The sequence below is a fragment of the Streptomyces sp. NPDC052109 genome (genome assembly GCF_040680195.1).
In the GTDB taxonomy this organism is placed as follows: Bacteria; Actinomycetota; Actinomycetes; order Streptomycetales; family Streptomycetaceae; genus Streptomyces.
The window spans coordinates 120,318-143,067 of the sequence record NZ_JBFAWF010000017.1 but is presented as its reverse complement, the minus strand read 5'-3'; the positions used below and the strand labels follow the sequence as shown (position 1 = coordinate 143,067).

Sequence of the window (22,750 nt, the reverse complement as noted above, 5' to 3'; positions counted from 1 at the left end):
GCGCTCCTAGTGCTTGACGCTCGCGGTGTACGCCTTGGCCGCTTCGGAAAGCGCCGTGGTCATCGACTTGGATCCGAACGGCTTGACCTCGGTCAGCGTCGGCCCGCCCGCGTGGGTCGAGGAGCCGCTGGTCGGAATCCACGGCTGGGTGGAGTTCGGGTAGCCCTTCGAGGCGTTGGCGGTCAGCCAGTCGGTCCAGGACAGCGACGGGGTGGGCACGTCGGGCTCGGTGGATATCGAGCCGGTGGCCTTCACCCAGTCCGCGTAGGTGGACTTCTGGGTGAAGAAGTCCAGGTACTCCAGGGCCAGCTTCTTGTGCTTCGCCCAGACCGGGACGGACCACGACAGGTCGGGGGCGAGCGCCGGCCGGTTCCAGGCGGCGTTGTCGGTGCCGGGGACGGCGAAGAAGCCGAACTTCAGGTTCGGGTTGGCCTGCGCGATGGTGTTGCCGTCGTACGAGCCGTCCACGAAGAAGGGGTAGTCGTCGGTGTTGGACGCCCACACCCCCGGCGCGGTCTGCGCGGGCACGCCCGCGGCGTTGGGCTCGATGTACGACATGACCTCTTCGTAGCGCTTGGCTGCGTCCTGGTAGATCGGGTCGTCCCAGTTCGCCTTGCCGTCCCAGAAGTCCTCGGCGCGCTGCCGGTAGACCGACTGTGCGTCGGTGGCCGGCTTGTCCTGCATCAGCAGCTGGTTGATGATCCCGGCCCAGACGATGTTCTGGTAGCCGTCCTTGCCGGCCACGTAGACGGGGCTCAGGCCCTTGGACTTCAGCAGCTTGAGGTCGGAGACGAATTCGTCGTACGTGGTCGGCACCTTGAGGCCGTACTTGTCGAGCAGGTCCTTCTTGTACCAGAGGCCGGTGTTGTTGACGTATTCGGCGGTCATCACACCGTAGACGCCGTCTTTGTACCCCATCGCGTACTTCTGCGCGGTGAGGTCGAAGCGCTTCATGAACGGCTGCTTGCTCAGGTCCATGAACTGGTTGTTGGCGACCAGCGCGGCGGTTCCGTTGACCTTGATCTTCGTATCCTCCGGCGGAAACGCCGCCGGGGTGGGCGGGAACTGCGCCAGCACGTCCACGTTCTTCGAGGCCAGCAGCGAGTTCTGCAGCGTCGGCCAGGCGTTGGCGGCGGTCGGCGCGGTCTGCAGCTTGACCGTGACACCCGGGTGCGCCTTCTCGAAGGCGGCGTTGATCTTCTCGGTCTGCGCCACCGCCGCGGCGTTGGTCCACTCGGCGACGACGAGGGTGTTCTCGGACGAGCCTCCGCTGTCGCCGCTGCACGCGGACAGCCCGGTCGCGGCCAGTGCGCAGGCGGCTGCAGCGGCCAGGACGCGGCTCGTACCGGTGAGCCGGCGGGACCAAGCGTCGGTGAGGTAACGGCTTCTGACGACCATGTCGCTCCTCGGTGGGGGAGGTACGGGAAATGGCCGACGGGAGCCCCGGAGATTGCTCCGAAGCATGTGGCTGCGTGGGCGGTGCGTCAAGGCGATGCGCAGGGAGAATCCTGACGGATGTCAAGGGACTTCTCTTACAAAAGGCTGGTGGAAACATCGGTATCCGCACAACGGTGGTGGCATCTCTGCAGGTGAATGCCGCTGTATTGAAATCTTGGGCATGTTCCCCGGCTGAGCTGTTGCCTTGGTAACACACATGGTTTTCCATAATCCTGCCGCGCCGACGGGAGGCCCTGGAGAAGCACCGCCGGTCCGGATCCCCACTCAACTCACCCGGAAGGGCTCAGCCGATGCTGCGCACATCGAAGTCCTCGAGACGCAGAACGGTTCCACTGCTCGCCGCCGCGGCGGCGGTCGCCGCCACCGCGGGCATGGTCGCTCCGGCCGGCGCCGCGACGCCGACCGCCGCCACCTCGGCGCAGAGCGGTCCGTCCACCCTGTGGGCGACCCAGTTGCAGTTCGACGACCAAGGCACCCCTTGGTCCACGGCCCAGTTCGAGGCCATCAAGGCCAAGGGGATGAACAGCGTCGAGATCAACATGCCGTGGGGTCAGATCGAGCCCGACAAGGGCACTTTCGACTTCACCGAGCTCGACACCGAGCTCGCGAACGCCAAGGCCGCCGGCATCCGCATCGTGCCGATCTTCTGGCAGGCCGGCTGGCGCGGCAGCCCCGCGCCCTGGATCACCAGCAAGGAGATCACCAGCAGCGGCGGCACCGGCATCGCCCCCGCCTGGTGGGACACCGACGAGCAGCAGGCCTACTTCGACTACGTCACCACCACCGTCGAGCACATCACCGGCAACCCCGGCTACGGCGGCTCGATCCTCGACTACGGCCGCCTGGACGCCCAGTGGAGCAACAACGGCAACGGCGGCTGGGCGCCGGCCGACATCGCGTACTTCCACGACCACTGGCTGCCGCACTCGTACGGCACCATCGCCCGCTTCAACGCGGCCAACCGCACCGCCTACGGTTCCTTCGACGAGGTGCCCGCGGCCACCCCGGGCGAGCCGCTGGCCGGCGTCTACCAGAACTTCCGGCAGTGGAGCGTCCAGGACACCTACGACCGGCTGACCGCCGCCGTCCGCAAGGTCTCCCGCGGCCCGCTCTACTACTACTTCGGCGGGCACATCTCGAACGCCCCCGACATCGGCAACCTGCCCGACATCTTCTTCAGCCTGGCCCGTAAGTACGACCTCACGGTCATCGAGGACGCCGCCCAGTCGCCCGGCCTCACCCTCACCTTCGGCAGCCTGGCCCGCGGCTACCACGTCAAGCTCGCACAGGAGTGGACCGCGCCCACCGAGGCCGAGATGCCGGCCCAGGCCGTCCAGTGGATCTCCAACTACGGCATGGGCTTCCCCTACGGCGGCGGCGAGGACTTCTTCATCCACGACGGCACCTCGAAGGACGTCATCGCCTACCCGATCTACACCGACGCGCTGCCGACGCTGCAGAGCCTGTCCGGCTCCTACCCACAAGCGCCGGTCGCGGTCTACTTCGACTACTCCAAGGCCTGGGGCAACCCCGCCGGCGGCAGCCTGAACGCCATCGAGAACCAGCTCACCGCGCTGTGGTCGCGCCACCAGAGCGGGTTCACCGTGGTCACCAGCGACGAGGTGAAAAACCATGCGGCGGACCTGTCCAAGTTCCGCGCGGTGCTGCCGCTGAACGGCGACGACGCCAATGTGACGGCCTACCGGAGGGCCGGCGGCACAGTGCTGAGCGACGGCGACCAACTCACCCGCTACGCCCCCGCGTACGCCGAGCTCAGCAGCGCGCACGCCCTGCAGGTGGTGCCCACCACCGCTGCCGACCGCCGCAGCGCCCAGCTGGTGCTGGCCGAGATCAGCCCTTACTTCTCGTACGACGGCGCCGTCGTCCTCCACCCCGCCGGCCTCGATCTGAGGGCCGGTCGCTACCACGCGGTGGACGCGGCGACCGGCAAGGCGCTGCCGCAGGTCGCGCAGAGCGATGGCGGCGCATGCGTCCCGCTCGGCCTGGGCACGGCCGAGCTCACCGAGTGGAAGCTGGTCCCCGGCCCGGCGCCGGCCGGCACCCCCGTACCCGACTCCTGCTCCACCGCCTCCGGCGGCGCCACGACCGTGGGCGCCACCGCGGGCAGCAACGACGGGTCGTCGGGCGTCGTCTTCCAGAACGTCGGCGCCACCGGCCTGGGCGCGGACGGCAACCTCGACACCGTTACCCACGGCGGCCAGACCGCCTACGAGACCTGGACGACCGACCGGACCGGCGTCGGAAGCGCGAACGCCTACGTCCAGCTGGACCCGGGCAGTGCCGTGACCCGCGCGGCCACCGTCACCGTCCGGGTCAGCTACTGGTCCGAGGCAGGGCAGGGCTTCACCGTCCAGTACGACACCCCGAACGACGCCTACCACAACGGGCCGACCGTCACCGGCAGCGGAGGCGGCAGCTGGCAGACCGCCACGCTCACGCTCACCGGCGCACAGTTCGACGAGGCCCAGAACCTGCGGGCCGACCTCCGGCTCGCGGCCACCGACCCGGGCAAGCCGCTGTACATCCACAGCATCTCGCTCACCACTGCCGGGAACTGAGGGCCGGCACCCCGGCCTCCCTCCCCGAAGGAGAACCACTGTGCACGACGGCCGCAAGCCCGCTCGGGAGGTCCCCGCAGTTCGGGCGCTGACCAACGACGCCACCAATGGATACGATGCCTGCCGCCGGAGCAGTCCGGAGGGAGGGGGGACCATCACGGTGCGACTCACCCCGCTGCCGGCCCCCGGGAGGCTCCGCGCCTCGTCTCCGCTCGTCATGCCCCGCCGCACCCGAGGCGGCGCCGGTGCCTGACGCGCCATCCAGGCCACCGGCGGAAGGCGAGCTCGACGTCCTCCGCCGGTTGGCGGCCGGCCCCGAGCCACGTGCCCTGCGCGCCTCGATCGTCCTGCAGGCCGCCCTCGGCCGGCACAACTCCGAGATCGCCCGCCGGCTCGGTGTCTCCCGGCAGACCGTGGCCACCTGGCGGCAGCGCTACGCCGCGGAGGGGCCGGCCGGGCTGGCGGGCCGCCCGCAGTCCGGCCGCCCCGGGGTCGTCGACGAGGGCGACGTGGTCACCGAGACCCTCCTGGCCCCGCCGGACCAGCGCTCCTCCCGCAGCGTGGGACGCCGGCTCGGCTGCTCGCACACCGCGGTCGCCGCCGCACGCCGCCGCTGGAACCTGGGCCAGGAGGACCGGGGCCCGATGCCCCCGCTGATCCCCGCCCTCGCCGAGGGCGAGGTGTGGGTGGCCGGCGTCCACCACGATGCCCACCGGACCCTGGTGCTGCTCGCCCTCCGGCCGCCCGTGCCCGGCCAGTCGGCCGGCCCCACGGTCAAGCCGCCCGCCGACGCGCTGGCGGCCGTGGCCGCGGCGTTCGCCCGCGCGCTGGGTTCGAGCGATCACGCGGCCCCGGCCGAGGCCGTCCGCACGCCCCCTCGCCGGACAGGCCGACCGGGCGCCGAGCCCGAGCACGCGGTGAGCGTCTTCCTCGCCACCGCCCGCCGCTTCCACCCACGTGCCGTCCTCCACATGGTCGTCCTGCGCGGCCCGGCCGCACCCGGACTGGACGAGCTCTGCGAGCGGGCCCGGGTGACGCTCCATCAACCACCCGAACGTACGGGTACGGTGTCCTTCCTGCGAGCGGTACTCGCCCTCGACGCCTCCCGGCACCCGTCCTCCTCCGCCCGCGTACTGCTTGACCTGGCGGCGGACTTGGACGGCCCCGCACCGGTGCGCTGGATCCGCGAGCCGCTGCCGGCCGCGCCCGGAGAGAGCCCGCCCGGCGCCGCCGGGCCGCTGCGCGCGACCGAACCGGCCGGCAGCGGCGGTGCCAACCACATCGACCTCGGCTCGTTCAACGAGTGCGTGGTGATCGAGACGGTGCGGCTGGCCGGGTCGATCACCCGTGGCGAGATAGCCGACCGCACCCGGCTGACCCAGCAGTCCGTCTCCCGGATCGCCCGCTCGCTGCTGGACCGCGGCCTGCTGGTCGAGGAGCGTCGGCAGCACTCGACCGTCGGCAAGCCGCGCGGCCTGGTCCGGCTGCGCGACGACGCTGCGCACGCCCTCGGCATCCATATCGACCCGGAGGTGCTCACCGCGGTCCTTGTCGACCTCTCCGGCCGCATCGTGGCCCGCTGTGTCGAGAAGATCACGCCCGAGCCGCGCCCCGGCGCGGTCGTCGCGCAGATCGCCGCCCTCGGTGAGGCCGTGCTCGCCAAGACCGGGCGGGCAGTTCGCGAGAACAGCTTCTTCGGCCTCGGAGTGGTGGTGCCCGGCCCGGTGGACACCGTCTCGGGAACGGTCCTGGACCCGCCGCTGATGGGCGTCCTCAAGGACGTTCCGCTGCGCAGCCTCCTCGAACAGCGCTTCTCCTGCCCGATCCTGGTGGAGAAGGACTCCACCGCCGCCGCTGTCGGCGAGCGCTGGATCGGACGCGAGAGCCGCGCCCACGACTTCGTCTACCTCTATCTCGGTACGGGCGTGGGCGCGGGTCTGATCCTCAACGGCGACATCTACCGCGGACTCACCGCCAACGCGGGGGAGTTCGGACAGCTGTGCGCGGTCACGCTGGGCCGTGTCGAGCCCGCGGGCCGGCCCGAGGTGCTGCCTGAGTGCAATCCGGCACGGCACATACTCACCCGCGCCGACGGCCATCGCGCGGGCGCCGCCGGCCAGGTGCCGAAGGACCCCCCGACGGTCCGCGAGGCCGCCCAGGCGATCGGCAGGGGCGCGCTGGCCCTGATCGATCTGCTCGACGTCGGCCTCGTCGTGGTCGGCGGACCGTTCTGCACCGGCCCGGCGGCCGAGATCTATCTCACCGAGATCGAACGGGCCGTCAACGACTTCCCGACCGCCCGTCGGCTGCGAAGGGTCCACGTCGAACGCTCCGTGAGCATCCATGAGGCGGCCGCCGTCGGTGCCGCCTCGACTCTCTTCCACGCCGCGTTCACCCCGCGGCTGCGCCGGCACCCGTGAACCTGAGGGGTGCCGGCGCGGGCCCGCGTGGGCGGCTCAGCCCACGGCCACCGCGAACACGTGCATGGACACCTGGTTCACGGCAACCGGCGCGCCCATGTCCGGCAGGGTGAGATAGGCCGGGGTCTTCCCGGGGTCCAGGTCCACCGTCTGCGCGTAGACACTCACCTTCTGGTTCTTCTTGCCGTCCGCCGTGTCGAGGTACGGGGTGGAGGCGAGGATGTCGCCGCCGGGCGGGGCGGTGTTGGCCCACCAGTCGGGGAAGTCCAGCGAGAACGCCTGGGTGCTGCCGTCGGTGTAGGTGATCAGCCCGGAGCCGGAGCCGTCGCCGTACGCACTGGTGCCGAGCAGACCCAGCTTCGTGGCCCCGGCGGGGACTCCGGTGAGCGGGATCGTCTGGCCGAGAGCGGCGATGTTGTCGTACGCGCCGGTGCCGGTGGTGGGCCAGTCGTAGGTCAGCCCGGCACGGGTCACCTTGCTCCCGGAGGCGACGCCGGCCGCGGCGAGCGCCTGCTGGGACAGGCCGATGTGCTCGCCGTCGATGTCGGCCCCGCCCGGGTCGCTGTCGTCGGCGATCGCGATGTTGTTGCGGGCCGCGGCGAAGCCGGCGTACGGCACCAGCACCCTGGTCGCCGCCTGGTCGTCGCTGCGGGCGCCCTGGTAGGTCGCGGAGGCGGAGACGGCGTAGTTGCCCGGCGCCGGTGTGCCTGCGTCGGGCGCCAGCTTCCAGGTGGTGACGGCCTTGGCGCCCGGCGCCAGGGAGCCGAAGGCGGCCGGGGTGACGGCGGTCGCACTCCAGCCGGCAGGCGCGGTCAGGGTGACCTGGACGTTGCTGAGCGCGCTGGGGCCGGTGTTGGTGTACGTGGTGGTCAAGGTGGCCGCCGTACCGGAGGAGAGCACCCCGCCGCCGGTGACACCGAGCGGGTGGCCGACTCGGATCACCGCGCCGCCGCTCACGCCGCCGACCGTGGCGTTGATCGTCGCCACGCCGTTGCCGACCGCGGTGACGACGCCCTTGGACGAGACGGTCGCGACCGAGGTGTCGCTGCTCGAGTACCGGACCGGGGTCTTGGTCAGGTCCGCGAACGAACCGTCGGTGTTGACCGCCTCCACCACATGGTCGGCCTTGACCGACATGGTGCGGCCGGGCTGCTGTGCGGGGTCGGTGTCGTCCTTGATCCACCGGTTGGTGCCGGTCAGGGCGATGGTGTCGCCGGCCTTGTAGACCACCGCCTCGGGCTGCACGGTCACGTACTGCACATGCGGGGTGAGGCTGCCGTGCACCCGCACATTCGCCGACCCGGCGACGGTCGCCGAGTCAGGGCCCACCTGGAAGCGGTAGGTACCGGCGTGGACCACGGACTTGGCGGCCTTGCTGTCCCGGAAGGCCAGGTCGGGGACGTCCACCTTCAGGGTGATGTGCTGCGTCTGGCCGGGCTGCAGGACCTGCGTCTTCTGGAAGCCCTCCAGGCGCTCCTTGGGGAGTTCGACCCCCTGCACCGTGAAGGGAGTCGCCGCATAGAGCTGGGCGACGGTCGCCCCCGCGGCGCTGCCGGTGTCGGTGACGTCGAAGGAGACGTGCACGCTGCCGTCGGCGCTCACGGACGTCTTGTCGGCCCGGATGCCCGAGTAGCGGAAGGAGGTGTAGCTCAGCCCGTAACCGAAGGGGTAGCTGGGTGTTCCCGTGAAGTACTGGTAGGTACGGCCCAGTCCGCCGGTGGCGCCCGCTGTCAGGCCGTAGTCCGGCATCGCGGGCAACTGGGAGTCGTCCTTGTACCAGGTGAAGTCCAGATGCCCGGTCGGGTTCTGCTTCCCGAACAGCACGTCGGCGAGCGCGGTGCCCTGGGACTGCCCGTTGTAGCCGGCGAAGACGATCGCCGGGACCTTGTCCTTCAACGCCTCGATGTCCACGGGGCCGGCCGACTGGATGTCCAGTACGGTACGAGGGTTGCCCAGTGCGGTGACCTGCTCCACCAGGTCGGCGTAGTTGCCGGGCAGGGCGAGGGTGGTGCGGTCCTTGGCCTCGGCGGCCACGCTGGTGTCCGTGCCCACCGCGACCACGACCAGGTCCGCGTCCTTGATGTCCGCCTGGGTCCGGGCGCTGAGCTGCGCCTGGCCGGTGGCGGTGGTGGACGTCCCGGCCGCGTCGTAGACCACCTGGGCGTCCGGGTGGGCGGCCTTCACCGCGGCGGTGATGCCGTCGGCGGTGTCCGTCTGGTGGGTGGGCTCGCCGGAGTAGTCGCCCAGGGTGGTCTTCCCGGCCTGGTCACCGAGGATGACCACCTTGCTGAGTGAGGCGGGGTCAGCGGGCAGCAACGTCCTGCCCGTTGCCGCCAGCCTGTCGTTCTTGAGCAGGACGACGGCGTTGTCCGCGACCTTGGTGGCCAGAGCCTGGTGGTCTGCGGACTCGATGACGCTCTTGGTGATCTTCGTGTACGGGTTGCCGGCGGCCGGGTCGAACTCGCCGGTCTCCATGCGCACGCTGAAGAGGCGGACCAGCGCGGTGTCGACCACACCTTCGCTGAGGATGCCGGCCTGGATCGCCTGCTCCACGTTCTGCGGGGTTGCCTCGGCGCCGGTGCAGTTGACGTCCGTGCCGGCGCGCAGGGCGTACGCCTGGCCGCCGGCCGCTCCGGAGATCTTCTGGCCGTTGCCGGTGTCGGTCCAGGTGGCACCGGTGTCCTTGCCGTCCGTGGTCCAGCCGGGCGGCGCCCAGTTGTGGCCCCCTGGGAAGGAGCGGTAGGTGGTGCTGACGGCCCCGCAGTCCGAGGTGATGTAGCCCTGGAAGCCATAGGTCCGCTGGGCGATCTGGTTGGTGGTGTACGTGTCCGCCACCGACGGCGTGCCGTTGACGGCGTTGTAGGAGGTCATGAGGCCGGAGACATGGGCCTTCTCGATGAGGCTCTTGAACTGGGCGGTGTAGTAGTCGTAGAGATCGGTGTCGTCCACCTGGGAGCTGATCCCGGTGCGGTCCTTCTCCACGTTGTTGAGCGCGTAGTGCTTTGCGGTGGCGGCCACCTTGAGGTACTTCGTCTGCTTGCCGCCGTCCTGGTTCTGGCCCTGGTAGCCGTTCACGAACGCGCCGGCCATCTGCGAGACCAGATACGGGTCCTCGCCGAAGGCCTCGTCGGTGCGGCCCCAGCGGGGATCGCGGTCCATGTTCACGTTGGGCGCCCAGTACGTCAGCGAGCCGTAGTTGTCCGCCGAGTTGCCGAGGTTGTTCTGGCCCGTGCCCCACAGCGACTTGTCCAGGAAGCCGCGCGCCTCGTCCGAGATGGCCTGGGTCTCCTGGTACATGAGCTGCTTGTCCCAGGTCATCGCGGCGGCGAAGTTCGTGGGGAAGCTGGTGGCGTGCACTCCGCCGCTCGCGGAGCCCGAATGGGTGTCGGCGCCGAGGGTGTTGATGCCGTGCTGGCCCTCGCTCCAGTACGTGTACTGCTGCAAGCCGAGCCGGGGTATCGCCGGGGCGTTGTTGGTGTGGAGCTGCTGGACCTTCTCGTCCAGCGCCATCCGGGAGACCAGATCGGCCGCCCGTTCCTGGAAGGAGTACGAGGTGTCGAGATAGATCGGCACCGTGCCGCTCGCCCTGGGCTTCGCCGGCGCCCCTAAGGCGGGATGGGCGGCGAGCGCTGTGCTGAGCAGGCCGAGGGAGCAGAGGGCCGCGACGGCGGTGGAGCAGAGACGGGCGGATCTCCAGCCCATGTCGCCTCCTTGGGTGGGATGCTGGAGGGCAAAGCCGCCGACAGGGGAACGGCGGCGTCGGGTGAGCGGGCCGCGCCCAGCGCGGAGTGGAAGCCGGGGTGGTCGGACCGGCAGTGAACTGCCTTGAGAAACAAGCGAGTTGTGCGGAGAGGCACGGCGACCTGTTCTATGTTTTGCTTCGAACCAAAACATAGACTTGTTCGTGTCCCTGTCAAGCCCGCTCGCATGACCCGAGCCACTCACGTCCCTCGGAGCACCAGGAGGACACCCTTGCTCTCCGCGCGTTCAGCCAGCGTCCCGGCCCGCGCCGGGCACACCGACATCAGACGCAACAACCAGGAGGTGGTGCTGCGCCATCTGTGGGCGGTCGGCTCCGATTCGCGCGCGGGGATCGCCGCCCGGGCCGGGCTGACCAGGGCCACGGTCTCCCGTCTCGTCGGCTCACTGATCGAGCTGGGCCTGGTGGAGGAGGCCGGGGTCGCGACCGGCGGCGGGCAGGGCAGGCCGGGCACCGAACTGCGGCTGGCCGGGCGGCACGTGCTGGCGATCGGCGCCGAGGTCAACGTCGACTACCTGACCCTGTTGGTGGTCGACCTGGCGAACCGTCAGGTGCATCACTGGCACAGCCCCTTCGATGCCCACCGGGCCGGCGCGGAGGCGAGCCTGCGCGCCCTCGCCGAGGCGTGCTCCGCCTGGCTGGACTCCCTTCCCGAGCGGCCGGCCGCCGGCCGCCGGCCGTTCGTCGCGGGCCTCGGCGTGGCCATCCCCGGCCTGGTGGACGAGCGCCGCGGGGTGGTGGGTCGCGCCCCCAACCTCGGCTGGCACGACGTGCCGGTGGCCGAACTGCTGACCGCCGAGCTCGGCGACCGGGTCGGCTCGGTGACGGTCGGCAACGAGGCCAACCGGGCAGCCCTGGCCGAGTACCGGGTCGGCAGCCACGCCGGCACCGCGCACCTGGTGTACGTCACCGGTGATGTGGGCATCGGCGGCGGCCTGATCGTGCAGGGCCGTCCGCTGCTGGGTGCCCGGGGTTACGGCGGCGAGGTCGGCCATATGCTCCTGGACCCGGCGGGCCCGCTCTGCGGCTGCGGGCGGCGCGGCTGCTGGGAGGCGTTCGTGGGTCTGCAGGCGCTGCTCGCCGGGGTCGCCGAGCCGTCCGCCGCGCCCGGCGCGGGGGAGTCCTCCGAGGAACGCATCGCCCGCGTGGTGCGGCGTGCCGAGCAGGGCGACGAGACGGTGCTGACCGCACTGGCCCGGCTCGGGGAGCACGTCGGCACCGGCTGCGCCAACATCGCGGCGCTGTTCGACCCCGATGTGATCGTCCTGGGCGGCTATTTCACCGCGGTGGCCCGCTGGATCATGGCCCCTGCCCGTACCGCGCTCGAGGCCCGGCTCCTGGCGTCCCCGACCCCGGGAACCGGTGAACTCGCCGTCTCCGACCTGGGTTTCGCCGCCGCGGCCCGGGGCGCCGCCACGCACATCATCGACCGCGTGATCAGCGATCCCCACCTTCTGCTCGCTACGCGAAGGCGCTGACAGGCGCGCTGCCGGGGACGACGGCGCGACACACGAGTCGCGGAGGTCGCCCGCCCCCTGCTGCCTGAGGCCGACGGTGATCTCGCCGAGCCCGGAGGGCACACCCTGGCCGTGACCGCGTACGAGCGCCTCCGCCGTCCGCATACGCGGCAGGGGCGACCGGACCACGCCCTCACGCCGAGACGTTCGCAGGAGCAGGACGGCCGGGGAGCCCGACCAGCGCATCGTCGAACAGCCCCGGCGCCTGGCGTCATCAGGCGAGGCCGGCGCAGCCCGCAGCGTCGGCGAGCGAGCGACTGGCCGACGCCCGGACCCGTCGCGCAAAGCCGCCGACGGAGGCGGACATCCGCCGGGCCGCGGCCGATCTGCGCGTCGGCCTCCGCAGGTTGCCCCGAGGCCGCCGGCACAGCGAGCACCCGACGGCCCGGCGAGCCCCCGGACGCGGCAGTGCAAGCGGCTCCCGTCGGCTGAGCTCCACCAGCAGGGGCTGCGCCTGCGGGCCCGGGCGCTCGGCGGGACGGGACAGGGCCCTCCCGCTCGGCAGCCGCGCAAGCCCTTCGGCGAGCTCATCAGCTGACCCGGCGGCGTGGCGTTACCGCGGCGTACTCCTGGAAGGGGGCGAGCAGGCCGCCGCGGCGCCGGTGGACCCCGGCGCCGCGGACCGGCGGGTCGACTGCAGCAGCAAGGTCCTCGGCTGCGCGGAAAGGGCCTGGTCGAGGACCAGGGAGGCGGCGCCCACCGCGGCCACGTTCTCGCCCAGTGTGGTGGAGACGACCACCGTGGGATGGGTCGCCTTGACGAACATCGACCGCGCGACCATGGGTTCGACAGTGCGCAGGAGACGCTCGGCCAGCACCTGCCAAGTCGGCCCTCCGAAGACGACGGTGCCGACGTCCAGGAGCGTCGCCGCCGCGCTGACTCCCCGTCCGATACGGATCGCCAGGCGCTCGATGATGCCGTCCGCCTGCGCGTCACCCTCGGCGGCGAGCGCCGCCAACCGTTCCAGACCGCGCTGGGCGTCGGCCGGATCCAGCGCCGTGTACTCGGTGCCGAGCACTCCCAGGGAGACTGCCTCGTCGACGAGCGTCCGGGTCGAGCAGGCCGCGCCGAGCCCGCCGACCTCGCCCGCGTTCCCGGACACGCCGCGCAGCACGGTGTCGTCCACCACGAGGCCCATGCCGGAGCCGGTGCCGAGGTAGAAGAAGAGGAGGTTGCGACTGTCGGTCGCCGCTCCGGCCCACCGCTCCGCGACGACGGCGGCCGTGACGTCCTTGTCGAGGAGCGCCGGGAAGCCGGTCGCCTCGCTGAGCCGGTCCCGCAGCGGGTAGCGGCCCCAGCCGTGCAGCTCCGGAGGGTCCACGACCCAGCCCGCGGCCGCGTCGATGGGCCCCGGTGCGGCGATGCCCAGGCCAAGGATCCGCCCATGGTCGACCCCCGCCTCCGCCACGAGCGCGGCCACGGAGGCGGCCATGCCCGCGACGGTCCTGTCGGTGTCGCCGCCGCTCGGGGTCCGCGCGCTGCGCTGGGCCACGACCGAGCCGAGCAGGTCCACCAGCACACAAGTGATCACGGCTGGGTCGAGATGGATCCCCACGGCGTAACGGGAGGTGGGAACGACTTCGAGGAGGGTGCGGGGTTTGCCGCTGCCGGTGTTCAGCTTGCCCGATTCACGGGCGACGCCCTGGTCGAGCAACCGGCGCGTGATGTTCGAGACGGTCTGTGCGGACAGGCCGGTGGCCTGGGCGAGTTCCACCCGGCTCAGGCCTGTCGGGTGCCTGCGGATGGCGTCCAGGATCACGGACTCGTTGAAGTCCGCCATGCGGGGCAGGTTGGTGCCGCGCCGGATGGTGGACGTCCCTGGTCTTTCCGTCTCGGTGGTCAACGTGCTTCTCCCGGCCTCGGACGGTCGGCCGCTGCGACACACCGCAGTCGCAGTGTACGGATCTGGAAGGGCCGCAGCCGCAGGTCCAAAGCCCCGTCGCCGGAGGTCAGTTCCTGCACCGGTTGCTCCAGCAGATCGCAGTCGAAGGCGGCGGCGAGCGGAAAGCCCGCCGACAGCCGCGCCGAGACCGCTCCGCCGCACGCTTCGTACAGCCGGACCACGACATCGCCGCTGCGGTCGTCCGCCAGCTTGACGGACTCCACCACCACATCGGTGGTGTCGAGCGCGACCAGGGCCGGGGCGTGGGCCCGGGCGGGGCGCAGCGGCAGGTTCAGCGCGTAGCCCCCGGCGATGGCCTCCTCGATCCCGGCCCCCGCGAGCAGCGCGTAACTGAAGCTGTGCCGGCCGCGGTCGGCCTGCGGATCGGGGCTGTGCGGCGCGCGCAGCAGGGAGAGCCGCACCGTCGTGGTGGTGCCTCCGCCGGCCTCCGGCCGGGGGGACCCCTCTCTCACTTCGCTCGCCTCGCGCGTGTCTCGGCGTACGTCGTGCCCGTAGGTGGAGTCGGTGAGCAGGGCCGCGCCCCAGCGCCGCTCTCCCACGTGCACCCAGCGGTGCGCCCACAGCTCGAAGCGGGCCGCCTCCCAGCTGGTGTTCTCGTGCGTGGGCCGCTGCACATGGCCGAACTGGATCTCGGCGCTCTCCTGTTCCGCGTGCACGTCGAGCGGCCAGGCGGCTTTGAGCACGGTGTCGCGCTCCTGCCAGTCGATGTCGTTGCGCACGGTCAGCCGGCGGGATTCGGCGGTCAGCTCGATGTGCTGGACGAACCGGGATGCCCCGTGGGCGCGCTCGACGCGCACCGACGCGAGGAGCGGCCCCGCGTCCAGGAGCGTCACGGACTCGGCCTCGTCCAGGTCGCGCACGGTGTCGCGGTAGTACGAGTCGATGTTCCACGCCGACCACAGGTTCGGGTCGTCGGGGTGGAGCTGGAGCAGATTGCCCGCAGTGCCGGGGGCGATCGCCTCGCGCCGCGCGGCATGGTCGTACACCGATGTGATGAGACCCCGCCGGTCCACAACGACGGTGAGCGTCCCGTTGTCGAGGACGAAGCCGCCTTCCTCGGCCGTGGCGGTGACAACCTGTCGCGGCTCGTCCACCGTGCCGCCGGAGGCCAGGGGGCCGACCTCGGCGAGGACCGCGGTACGGCCGTCCGACAGGGGCTGTCCGCCGGGGAAGCCGGAGACGACGGCGACCTCCCGGCGCGCGTACGGTCCGGCGTTGAGCAGCGCGGGGGCGCCCGGCAGCCGGCCGGCGGCATCGGCGATCAGCGCTTCGAGTTCGGCGTGGATCTCCCCGTACTCCCGCTCGGCCTGCTCGTGCACCCAGGCGATGGACGAGCCCGGGAGGATGTCGTGGAACTGGTTCAGCAGCACCCGGCGCCACAGGGACTCCAGCCGCTCGTACGGGTACGCCGCGCCGGTCCGTACCGCCGCCGTGGCGGCCCACAACTCGGCCTCACGCAGCAGCGCCTCGCTGCGCCGGTTGCCGCGCTTGGTGCGGGCCTGGCTGGTGTAGGTGCCGCGGTGGGTCTCGAGGTACAACTCTCCGCGCCACACGGGGAGTTGCTCGTGTTCGGCGCGTGCCGCCGCGAAGAACGCGTCGGGCGACTCGATGACGACCTTCGGCGAGCCCTCGAGGTCGCGCAGCCGGCGGGCCTTCTCCAGCATCGAGCGGCTGGGGCCGCCCCCACCGTCGCCGTAGCCGAAGGGCGCCAGCGAGCGGGTGGCCACCCCCTTGTCGGCGAAGTTGTGTTCGGCGTGGGCGAGTTCCCGTGCCGTGAGAGAAGCGGAGTAGCTGTCGACGGGCGGGAAGTGGGTGAAGATCCGGGTGCCGTCGATGCCTTCCCAGGCGAAGGTGTGGTGCGGCAGCTTGTTCGTCTCGTTCCAGGAGAGCTTCTGGGTGAGGAACCACCGGGCACCGGCGAGCTTGGCGAGCTGCGGATAGGCGGCGGTGTAGCCGAACGAGTCCGGCAGCCACACGCCGTGCTGCTCGACACCGAACTCCTCCGCGAAGAAGCGCCGCCCGTAAACGAGCTGCCGGGCCAGCGCCTCGCCACCGGGGAGATTGCCGTCGGCCTCGACCCACATACCGCCGACCGGCACCCAATTGCCTTCAGCGGCGGCCTTCTTCATGCGGGCGAAGATCTCGGGGCGCTGCTCCTTCATCCACGCGTACTGCTGCGCCGAGGAGCAGGCGAAGACCAGCTCCGGGTACTCCTGCGCCAACGTCGTCATGTTGGTGAAGGTCCGCGCGCACTTGCGTACGGTCTCCCGGACCGGCCACAGCCAGGCCGAGTCGATGTGGGCGTGGCCGACCGCGGTGATGGTGTGCGCGGAGGCGTGCGCGGGCCGGGACAGCACCCCGGCAAGGCGGCTTCGGGCCTCGGCCGCCGTCCCCGCCACGTCGTTCGGGTCGACGGCGTCGGCCGCGCGGCGCAGGGCGTGGAGGATCTCATGACGCCGGGAGGAGCCTTCCGGCAGCTCGTGCATCAGCTCGTCGAGCACCTCGATGTCGTGGACGAGATGCCATACGTCGTCCTCGCGCACCGCGATCTCGGCCTGCTTCAGCCGGTAGATGCGCGCGCCACCCGAGGTCTCCAGCGAGCCGTGGTGCAGGTGCAGCCCGGCGCTGCCGACGATGGGCGGGTTCGCGGCCAGCTCGACCAGCAGGCCGATCCGGTCGCCGCCGGTGGCCGAATCGGCCAGCAGCACGCTGCGGTTGTACGGGTGCAGGCCCTGCAGCGGCGCCCCCTGGGCGTCGTGCACCAGCCCCTCGGCCTGACCGCCCGGCCCTCGGGTGAGGTCGAAGCCCAGGTCGAAGACGGCCTCGACGCGGCGGCCCGCCCATTCCCCGGGGATCTCGGCGCTCGCCCGCAGCCAGGTCGTGGACCAGGGGGCTCCCCAGGTCGCGCCGAGCGTGAAGGGCTCGTAGTCGGCGCGCAGGGCGTCGGCCACCGGGACCGGTTCGCCGTCGACGTGCCAGGCGCTCAGTTCGAGGGGGCGGGCCGCGCTGTACAGCGCGGGGCGGACGACCCGGTCCAGCAGCTTGCGGATCCGGGCCTCGATGATCCGGCGGTCGTCATGCACGGTGCTGGTCCTTCCACGGGTCGTACGCGGTATCGGGAGCGGGCAGCCGGACGGTGTCGCGCACGCCGTCCGGCCAGACCACGTCCGCAAGCAGCGTGCTGCCCCGGGCGCTCGTGGTGACCTGGGGCAGGGCGGCGGGGTCGGTGCCGCCGAGATGGATCACAGCGACATGGACCGTTCCGTACACGACGGGGCCGTCGGTGGCCACGACGGGGGTGGCGGAGGCGGCGCCGAGGGCGTTGCTGTCGGTGCCGGACACCACGGCGGCGTACGGCAGTCGGTGCGCGCCGACTGCAACGGAGACCAGACCATGGGCGCCCTCGACCCGGGCGGCCGGGCCGTCCACCGCGCCGGCCGTCCCCGGCTCGACGGGCAGGACCCAGCCGCCGACGCGCAGGACGTGACCGGCCCCGTCGTCGCCGGGGGCGGGGTCGACGCGCACGGCCCGTACCTCCACCGAGCCCCGCAGAGCGGAGCCGACGGTGATCCAAGGGCCGAGCGTATAGCGGGTGTCGGGGCCACCGAACGGGTCCCAGGTGGCGTCCGCAGGCCAGTGCGCGCGGCTGCGGGAGACGGCCGTGGTGTCGCCGAGGGAGATCCTGGTGGCCGGGCGCCGGTGGGAGGCGCGGCCCACGGAGTCGAGCAGCACGACCGCGTTGTCGAGCGGGTCGGCGTCCGTGCTGCCGCCGGCGACGGTTGGGTCCCCGGGCGTCTCGGGGGCGGTGTGCGTCGAGTAGGCGAAGCGCGCGTAGCAGGGGTCGTCGGCGTGTGGGCGGGCCGGGTCGGCATGGTCGCCGCCGTGGTTGACGACGCGTACGACGCCGTCGGCCGCCGTACCGGAGACGAGCCAGCCGGGGGCGGCCAACGCGCGCTGGAAGTCGGTCTGTTCGACAGCGAGGGGGACCTCCGGCTCGGTCCACACCGGGTGGTCGGCCGGCAGGGCGAGACCGATGAAGCCCTTGCTCGCCCAGTACGGCGATGCGGGCCCCGAGTAGCCCTGGAGCACTCCGCGGAAGGGCCGGTGCCAGCCGAGTGTGAGCAGGCCCTCGGCGTCGGTGGCGCCGTGGTCGGCGAAGTGGTCGAGCATCCGGTTCGCTGTCGCCCGGGTCTCCCCGGGCGACAGCGGTGTCGCGTCGAAGAGGGCACCGGTCCACAGCGGGGCGAGGGCGGCGTGCCGGTAGGTGAGCGAGCGCCCGTGGACGAGCGGCGATCCGTTGGCGCCGGTCAGGAACCGTTGGTCGGCGAGGAAGCGGGTGAGCCGCGAGCGGTAGCGCTCCAGGAGCCCGCCGGGTGCGGCGTCCCCCAGGATGCGGCAGAACCACAGCGGGTACAGGTGCATGGCCCAGCCGTTGTAGTGGTCGAAGTTGCGGTGCTCACCGCCGGTGAGGCCGTCGGAGTACCAGCCGTCGCCCGCGTACCAGCCGTCGGTGAGCGCGATGGTGCGGTCGAGGTCCTGTTGCCGCCAGGCGCCGCCCACGGTGCGGGCGAACGCCTCCGTGACGGCCTGGAACCAGATCCAGTTGTTGCCCGGCATCGGGTCGCCGACCATCGGGGCCAGCCAGTCGAGGACCTGCTGCCTGACCTTGTCATCGAGGCGGTCCCACAGCAGGCGCCGGGTCTCGTGCAGCGCGAGTGCGATGGACGCGGCTTCGACCTTGGCCTGGTTGCTTTCGGCGAGGACGGGCCAGCGCTCGGGGTGCTTCGGGTCGGTGCCGGCGGCCAGGCCCGCCGCGTACCATCCGGCGAAATCATGGGGATCCTGGCCCCTCGCGCCGGCCAGGCGGAAGCCTGCGAGCAGGAACGTGCGGGCGAAGCCCTCGAGCCCGTCGCTGTGGGCACCGTTGTGGCTGGGCACACCGGGCAGGTTGATCAGGGAGTGCGCGCCGGTGGCGTACGGTCGCACGGCGAGCAGCATGCGGTCGGCGGTCCGCTCCCAGTGGGCGCGGTCCTCGGCGGGGGTGCGGCTCATGAGTTGCGGGTCTCCCATGCCATTTCGTACGCGGACCGGATCCGGTCGCCGGCACCGGCACGAATAAGTAAGTTCATTCGATTGACCAACGCCCATGCCCGGAGATGGGGGGGCAGCGCCAGCCACCCCGGGCTGGATCCGCCTGCGCCGTCAGGCCCGCGGCAGGCGGAGGGTGACCAGTTGGAAGGGCCGCAGGGCGAGTACGACAGCGCCGTCGGCCGCTGCGGGGGGCTCGGCGTCCGCGAGCGGGCGCTCCAGCAGATCCGTGAGTACGGCCTGGCCGGCTCCGAAGCCTCCGACACGCACGACGGCACGGGCCCGGCCGCCGTGCGCCTCGTAGAGCCGGACCACGAGATCACCGCTGCGGTCGTCGGCCAGTTTCACGGCGCTCACGACGACGGCGTCGTTGTCGACCGTCACCAGCGGCGCGACCCCGGCGGCCGCCCCGGTGACCCGGCGCTCGGGCAGATTGGCCCGGTAGCCCTCGCGCACCGCGTCGCCGACCGCCGCGCCCGGCACCAGCGCGTGGTGGAAGCGGTGCACGCCCTGATCGGTCTCCGGGTCCGGATAGCGCGGGGCTCGTAGCAGCGACGCACGTACGGTGGTGGTCGTGCCCGCATCGGCGCCGGTGCGTACCGCCCGCGTCACATCGTGGCCGTACGTCGCATCGTTGACCACCGCGACGCCCCAGCCGGGCTCGTCCAGGTGTACGAAACGGTGGTTGCACGCCTCGAACTTGGCCCATTCCCAGCTCGTGTTCTGGTGGGTGGGCCGGTGGACATGGCCGAACTGGGTCTCGGAGGCGTAGCGGTCGGCCTTCACGTCCAGCGGGAAGGCGAGCTTCAGGAACTTCTCCGTCTCGTGCCAGTCCACCTCGGTGTCGATGTCGAGCCGCTTGGCGTCCAGCGGGACCGACAGCAGTTGGGTGACCCGGGAGCCCCCGAAGACCCGCTCGACACGCACCGAGGTGCCGTCGACGCCCAGCTCGGCGACGTCGGTGAGCTCGCTGCCGACGTTCCGGTAGAACGCGTCGACGTCCCACGCATCCCACTGGTTGGGGAAGTCGGGGTGCAGCTGCAGCAGGTTGGCCGCCTGCCCCGGCGCGATCGCCTCCCGGTCCGCGACCGTGTCGTACGCGGAGACCACGAGGCCACGTCCGTCGATCTCGACCCGCAGCAGGCCGTTGTCCAGGACGTAGCCGCCCCCTTCGCGCGGGACGGGAGTCACCGCGCCGCCCTCGCCGGCCTCCGCCGAGGCGCCCTGGGCCGGGACCCCGCGGCGGGCGTGCGGAGCCGCGTTGAACACCAGCTCCCGCGTCCCCTCCCCGGCGAGCGCATGCTGCGCCCCGGCGATGATGTCCGCCAGCTCCCCGGCCAGCCGCGCATAGGTCTCGCGCGCCTCGCGGTGCACCCAGGCGATGGAGGAGCCGGGCAGGATGTCGTGGAACTGGTGCAGCAGCACGGTCTTCCAGATCCGGTCGAGCTGCTCGTACGGATAGGGGAACCCGGCCCGTACGGCCGCGGTGGCCGCCCAGAGCTCGGCCTCGTACAGCAGATGTTCGCTGCGCCGGTTGCCGTGCTTGGTCTGCGCCTGGCTGGTGAGCGTGGCACGGTGCAGCTCCAGGTAGAGCTCGCCCACCCAGACGGGCGCGTCGGGGTATTCGGCCTCGGCCTGGGCGAAGAAGTCGGCGGGCGCCTCCCACTCGACGCCGGCCGCGCCTTCCAGACTGCGCATTCGGGCCGCCTTGGCGACCATTTCGCGCGTGGTGCCGCCGCCGCCGTCGCCGTAGCCGGTGGGCGCGAGGGAGCGGGTTGCGAAGCCCTTCTCCTTGAAGTTGCGGGCCGCGTGGGCGATCTGGCGTCCCGACATCTCGCAGTTGTAGGTGTCGACGGGCGGGAAGTGCGTGAAGATCCGGGTGCCGTCGATGCCCTCCCACTGGAAGGTGTGGTGCGGGAAGGTGTTGGTACGGCTCCACGAGATCTTCTGGGTGAGCAGCCGCGTCGACCCGGCCGCCTTGATGATCTGCGGCAGCCCGGCCGCGAAGCCGAAGGTGTCCGGCAGCCACGCCTCGTCGTTCTCGATGCCGAACTCTTCGAGGAAGAAACGCTTGCCGTGAACGAACTGCCGGGCCATGGCCTCGGACCCGGGCATGTTGGTGTCCGACTCGACCCACATGCCGCCGACGGGCACGAAGCGGCCCTCTGCCACCGCCTTCTTGACCCTGGCGTACACCTCGGGCCGGTGGTCCTTGAGCCAGGCGAACTGCTGGGCCTGGGACATGGCGAAGACGAAGTCGGGCTCGTCCTCGAGCAGCGCCGTCATGTTGGATGCCGTACGGGCGACCTTGCGGACCGTCTCGCGCAGCGGCCACAGCCACGCGGAGTCGATGTGGGCGTGGCCGACGGCGCTGATGCGGTGCGCCGCGGGGACGGCGGGCGCGGCGAGCACCCCGGCGAGCTCGTCGCGGGCGGCCTGGGCCGTGCCGTTCACGTCGTGCAGGTCGATCGCGTCGAGTGCGCGGCCGACCGCGCGCAGGATCTCCCAGCGGCGCGCTCCGTCGAGGGGCAGCTCGGCCATGAGCTCGCCGAGGACCTCCAGGTCCATGACCAGGTTCCAGACCGTCTCGTCGAAGACGGCCAGCCGCATCTCGCCGAGCACGTACTGGAGCGCGTCGCCCGCGGTCTCCTTGTCGCCCATCGGGGTCGGCTGGAACGGTACGCCGCTCGCGTCGAGGTCGGGGTTGGAGGCGGCCTCGATACGCCAGTGCACCTGCTCGCCGCCGGCGACCGGTGAGCCGACGCGGACGTACGCATTGCGCGGGTGCAGTCCCTTGACCGGGGTGCCGTCGGGTTCGTGGACGAGGCCCTCGCACTGGAAGCCCGGGGTGCGCGGGGTGAAGCCGAGGTCCAGTACGGCCTCGACGGTGCGGCCCGCCCACTCGGCGGGCACGGTGCCGGTGACCTTGAACCAGCTGGTCCCCCATGGCGTGCCCCACGGGGTGCCCGGGGTGATGGGACGGGTCGGTGCCGCCAGGCCCTCCGCCACGGGGACGGGTTCGCCCGGGGTGGACCAGATCTCCACGGCGAGAGGCGTGGTGGCGGGGTGGACTGCCGGCCGGATGCGCTCCCTGAGGACGCGTTCCAGGCGCGCTTCGACCAGCTTCCGGTCGTCGTGCATAGGGCGGTCTCCTGTTGCTGTGGTGCTGGTCATCGGGAGGGCCGGCGCACACGAAACCTATGGACGGAGACCGAAGTTTGTCAACGCGATTGATGAACTGCGGGGCGGTGCACCCCGAACGCCACCCCCGAAGTGCACATCAGGGGTCAAACCGCACCCGGTTCCTGCGCTCTTCAAGGTCCCAGCTCGTCGCAGCCGCGCAGAGGAGCCGCCTCATGCACTGGCCAAGCCAACTCGATGGATTTACAGGTTCGTCGGAAACGCGGCACGTGTCCGGCCGGACGGTCGCCGAGGTGCCGAAGCTCCTCGGCATCAGCCAGCAGGCCGTCTACGTCCGGTGCCGACGGCATGTGATCCGCAGCGGACAGATGCCCCGTGCCTCCGCCCACGAGCAGGACGAACTCGCCGCCGCCCGCGAACGGCTCACCCTCATCCACTGCGGCGCGCGACGGCCACACCCGCGTGCCGGCCCGCTTCCGGCGCCAGGCACCCGGGTCCGCCGCCCACTTCGTGAGACGGGGCACTGCACGTCCTGCCAAGCGGCGGTCTTCGTCGGGTCCCGCTCGGTGGCCCTGCGGGAGGGGACCTGCACGCTTCAGCCGATGAGTGCGGCAGCAGGCCCGACCCGGCCAGGGCGTACCCGACGCCGAACCTGCGGCACACGGTCTCGGCGATCCGGGCCGGCGCCCAGCACGGGTCGCTCCAGCCGCGGCTTCCCATACCGCTTCCAAGGTGCGCAGTCGACGGGCATCGGGTGTGTGGCGGGCGCCACCAGGACCGTTGGAGACCAGGGCCTGCCGACTGCCGGAGGCCAAGGCCCGGTGCCGGCTTCCTCGAGGCGCGGACGCTGGACGCGGTCGCCGGGCGCCTCGGTAGTCTGCTGC

9 protein-coding genes are annotated in these 22,750 nt (G+C 71.7%); 3 read left to right on the top strand and 6 right to left on the bottom strand.

Annotation, left to right across the window (positions count from 1 at the left end):
• Window positions 1-6 precede the first annotated feature (6 nt).
• Complete coding sequence (locus AB0L59_RS29430) at window positions 7-1,398, bottom strand: extracellular solute-binding protein (protein WP_365589485.1); 1,392 nt, start codon at window positions 1,396-1,398, stop codon at window positions 7-9.
• Between the two features lie 350 nt (window positions 1,399-1,748).
• Here AB0L59_RS29430 and AB0L59_RS29425 point away from each other — a divergent pair, with 350 nt between their 5' ends.
• The gene (locus AB0L59_RS29425) at window positions 1,749-4,037 is read left to right on the top strand and encodes a beta-galactosidase (protein WP_365589483.1); all 2,289 of its coding nucleotides are present in this window, start codon (window positions 1,749-1,751) and stop codon (window positions 4,035-4,037) included.
• Window positions 4,038-4,282: 245 nt separating this feature from the next.
• Window positions 4,283-6,457 carry an ROK family protein gene (locus AB0L59_RS29420; RefSeq protein WP_365589481.1) on the top strand — a complete coding sequence of 725 codons (2,175 nt, stop codon included), beginning with the start codon at window positions 4,283-4,285 and terminating at the stop codon, window positions 6,455-6,457.
• Between the two features lie 36 nt (window positions 6,458-6,493).
• Here AB0L59_RS29420 and AB0L59_RS29415 read toward each other — a convergent pair whose 3' ends face one another.
• Entirely contained in the window at window positions 6,494-10,159 is a 3,666-nt protein-coding gene (locus AB0L59_RS29415; RefSeq protein WP_365589479.1) for a glycoside hydrolase family 3 C-terminal domain-containing protein, read from the bottom strand.
• Window positions 10,160-10,429: 270 nt separating this feature from the next.
• On the opposite strand from AB0L59_RS29415, the gene AB0L59_RS29410 reads away from it, so the two are divergent.
• Window positions 10,430-11,695, top strand: coding sequence for an ROK family transcriptional regulator (locus tag AB0L59_RS29410; protein WP_365589477.1), 1,266 nt, complete (start codon window positions 10,430-10,432; stop codon window positions 11,693-11,695).
• A gap of 592 nt (window positions 11,696-12,287) precedes the next feature.
• Here AB0L59_RS29410 and AB0L59_RS29405 read toward each other — a convergent pair.
• From AB0L59_RS29405 to AB0L59_RS29390, 4 genes are all read right to left on the bottom strand, one after another.
• Window positions 12,288-13,514: an ROK family transcriptional regulator gene (locus AB0L59_RS29405; protein ID WP_365589565.1), complete on the bottom strand. Its 1,227-nt coding sequence runs from the start codon at window positions 13,512-13,514 to the stop codon at window positions 12,288-12,290.
• A gap of 59 nt (window positions 13,515-13,573) precedes the next feature.
• Window positions 13,574-16,720, bottom strand: coding sequence for a glycoside hydrolase family 38 C-terminal domain-containing protein (locus tag AB0L59_RS29400; RefSeq protein WP_365589475.1), 3,147 nt, complete (start codon window positions 16,718-16,720; stop codon window positions 13,574-13,576).
• Window positions 16,713-18,689 (bottom strand): DUF2264 domain-containing protein, encoded by a 1,977-nt coding sequence (locus AB0L59_RS29395; protein WP_365589474.1) that lies wholly within the window; start codon window positions 18,687-18,689, stop codon window positions 16,713-16,715. The genes AB0L59_RS29400 and AB0L59_RS29395 overlap by 8 nt, the downstream gene beginning before the upstream one ends.
• A gap of 150 nt (window positions 18,690-18,839) precedes the next feature.
• On the bottom strand, window positions 18,840-21,866 hold the full coding sequence (locus AB0L59_RS29390; protein ID WP_365589472.1) for a glycoside hydrolase family 38 C-terminal domain-containing protein: 3,027 nt from the start codon (window positions 21,864-21,866) through the stop codon (window positions 18,840-18,842).
• Between the last annotated feature and the right edge of the window lie 884 nt (window positions 21,867-22,750).

What these genes read in the sequence shown, in the direction of transcription:
- AB0L59_RS29395 (WP_365589474.1), bottom strand. Translation starts at nt 18,689, where the DNA reads ATGAGCCGCACCCCCGCCGAGGACCGCGCCCACTGGGAGCGGACCGCC.
- AB0L59_RS29390 (WP_365589472.1), bottom strand. Translation starts at nt 21,866, where the DNA reads ATGCACGACGACCGGAAGCTGGTCGAAGCGCGCCTGGAACGCGTCCTC.
- AB0L59_RS29405 (WP_365589565.1), bottom strand. Translation starts at nt 13,514, where the DNA reads ATGGCGGACTTCAACGAGTCCGTGATCCTGGACGCCATCCGCAGGCAC.
- AB0L59_RS29425 (WP_365589483.1), top strand. Translation starts at nt 1,749, where the DNA reads ATGCTGCGCACATCGAAGTCCTCGAGACGCAGAACGGTTCCACTGCTC.
- AB0L59_RS29430 (WP_365589485.1), bottom strand. Translation starts at nt 1,398, where the DNA reads ATGGTCGTCAGAAGCCGTTACCTCACCGACGCTTGGTCCCGCCGGCTC.
- AB0L59_RS29415 (WP_365589479.1), bottom strand. Translation starts at nt 10,159, where the DNA reads ATGGGCTGGAGATCCGCCCGTCTCTGCTCCACCGCCGTCGCGGCCCTC.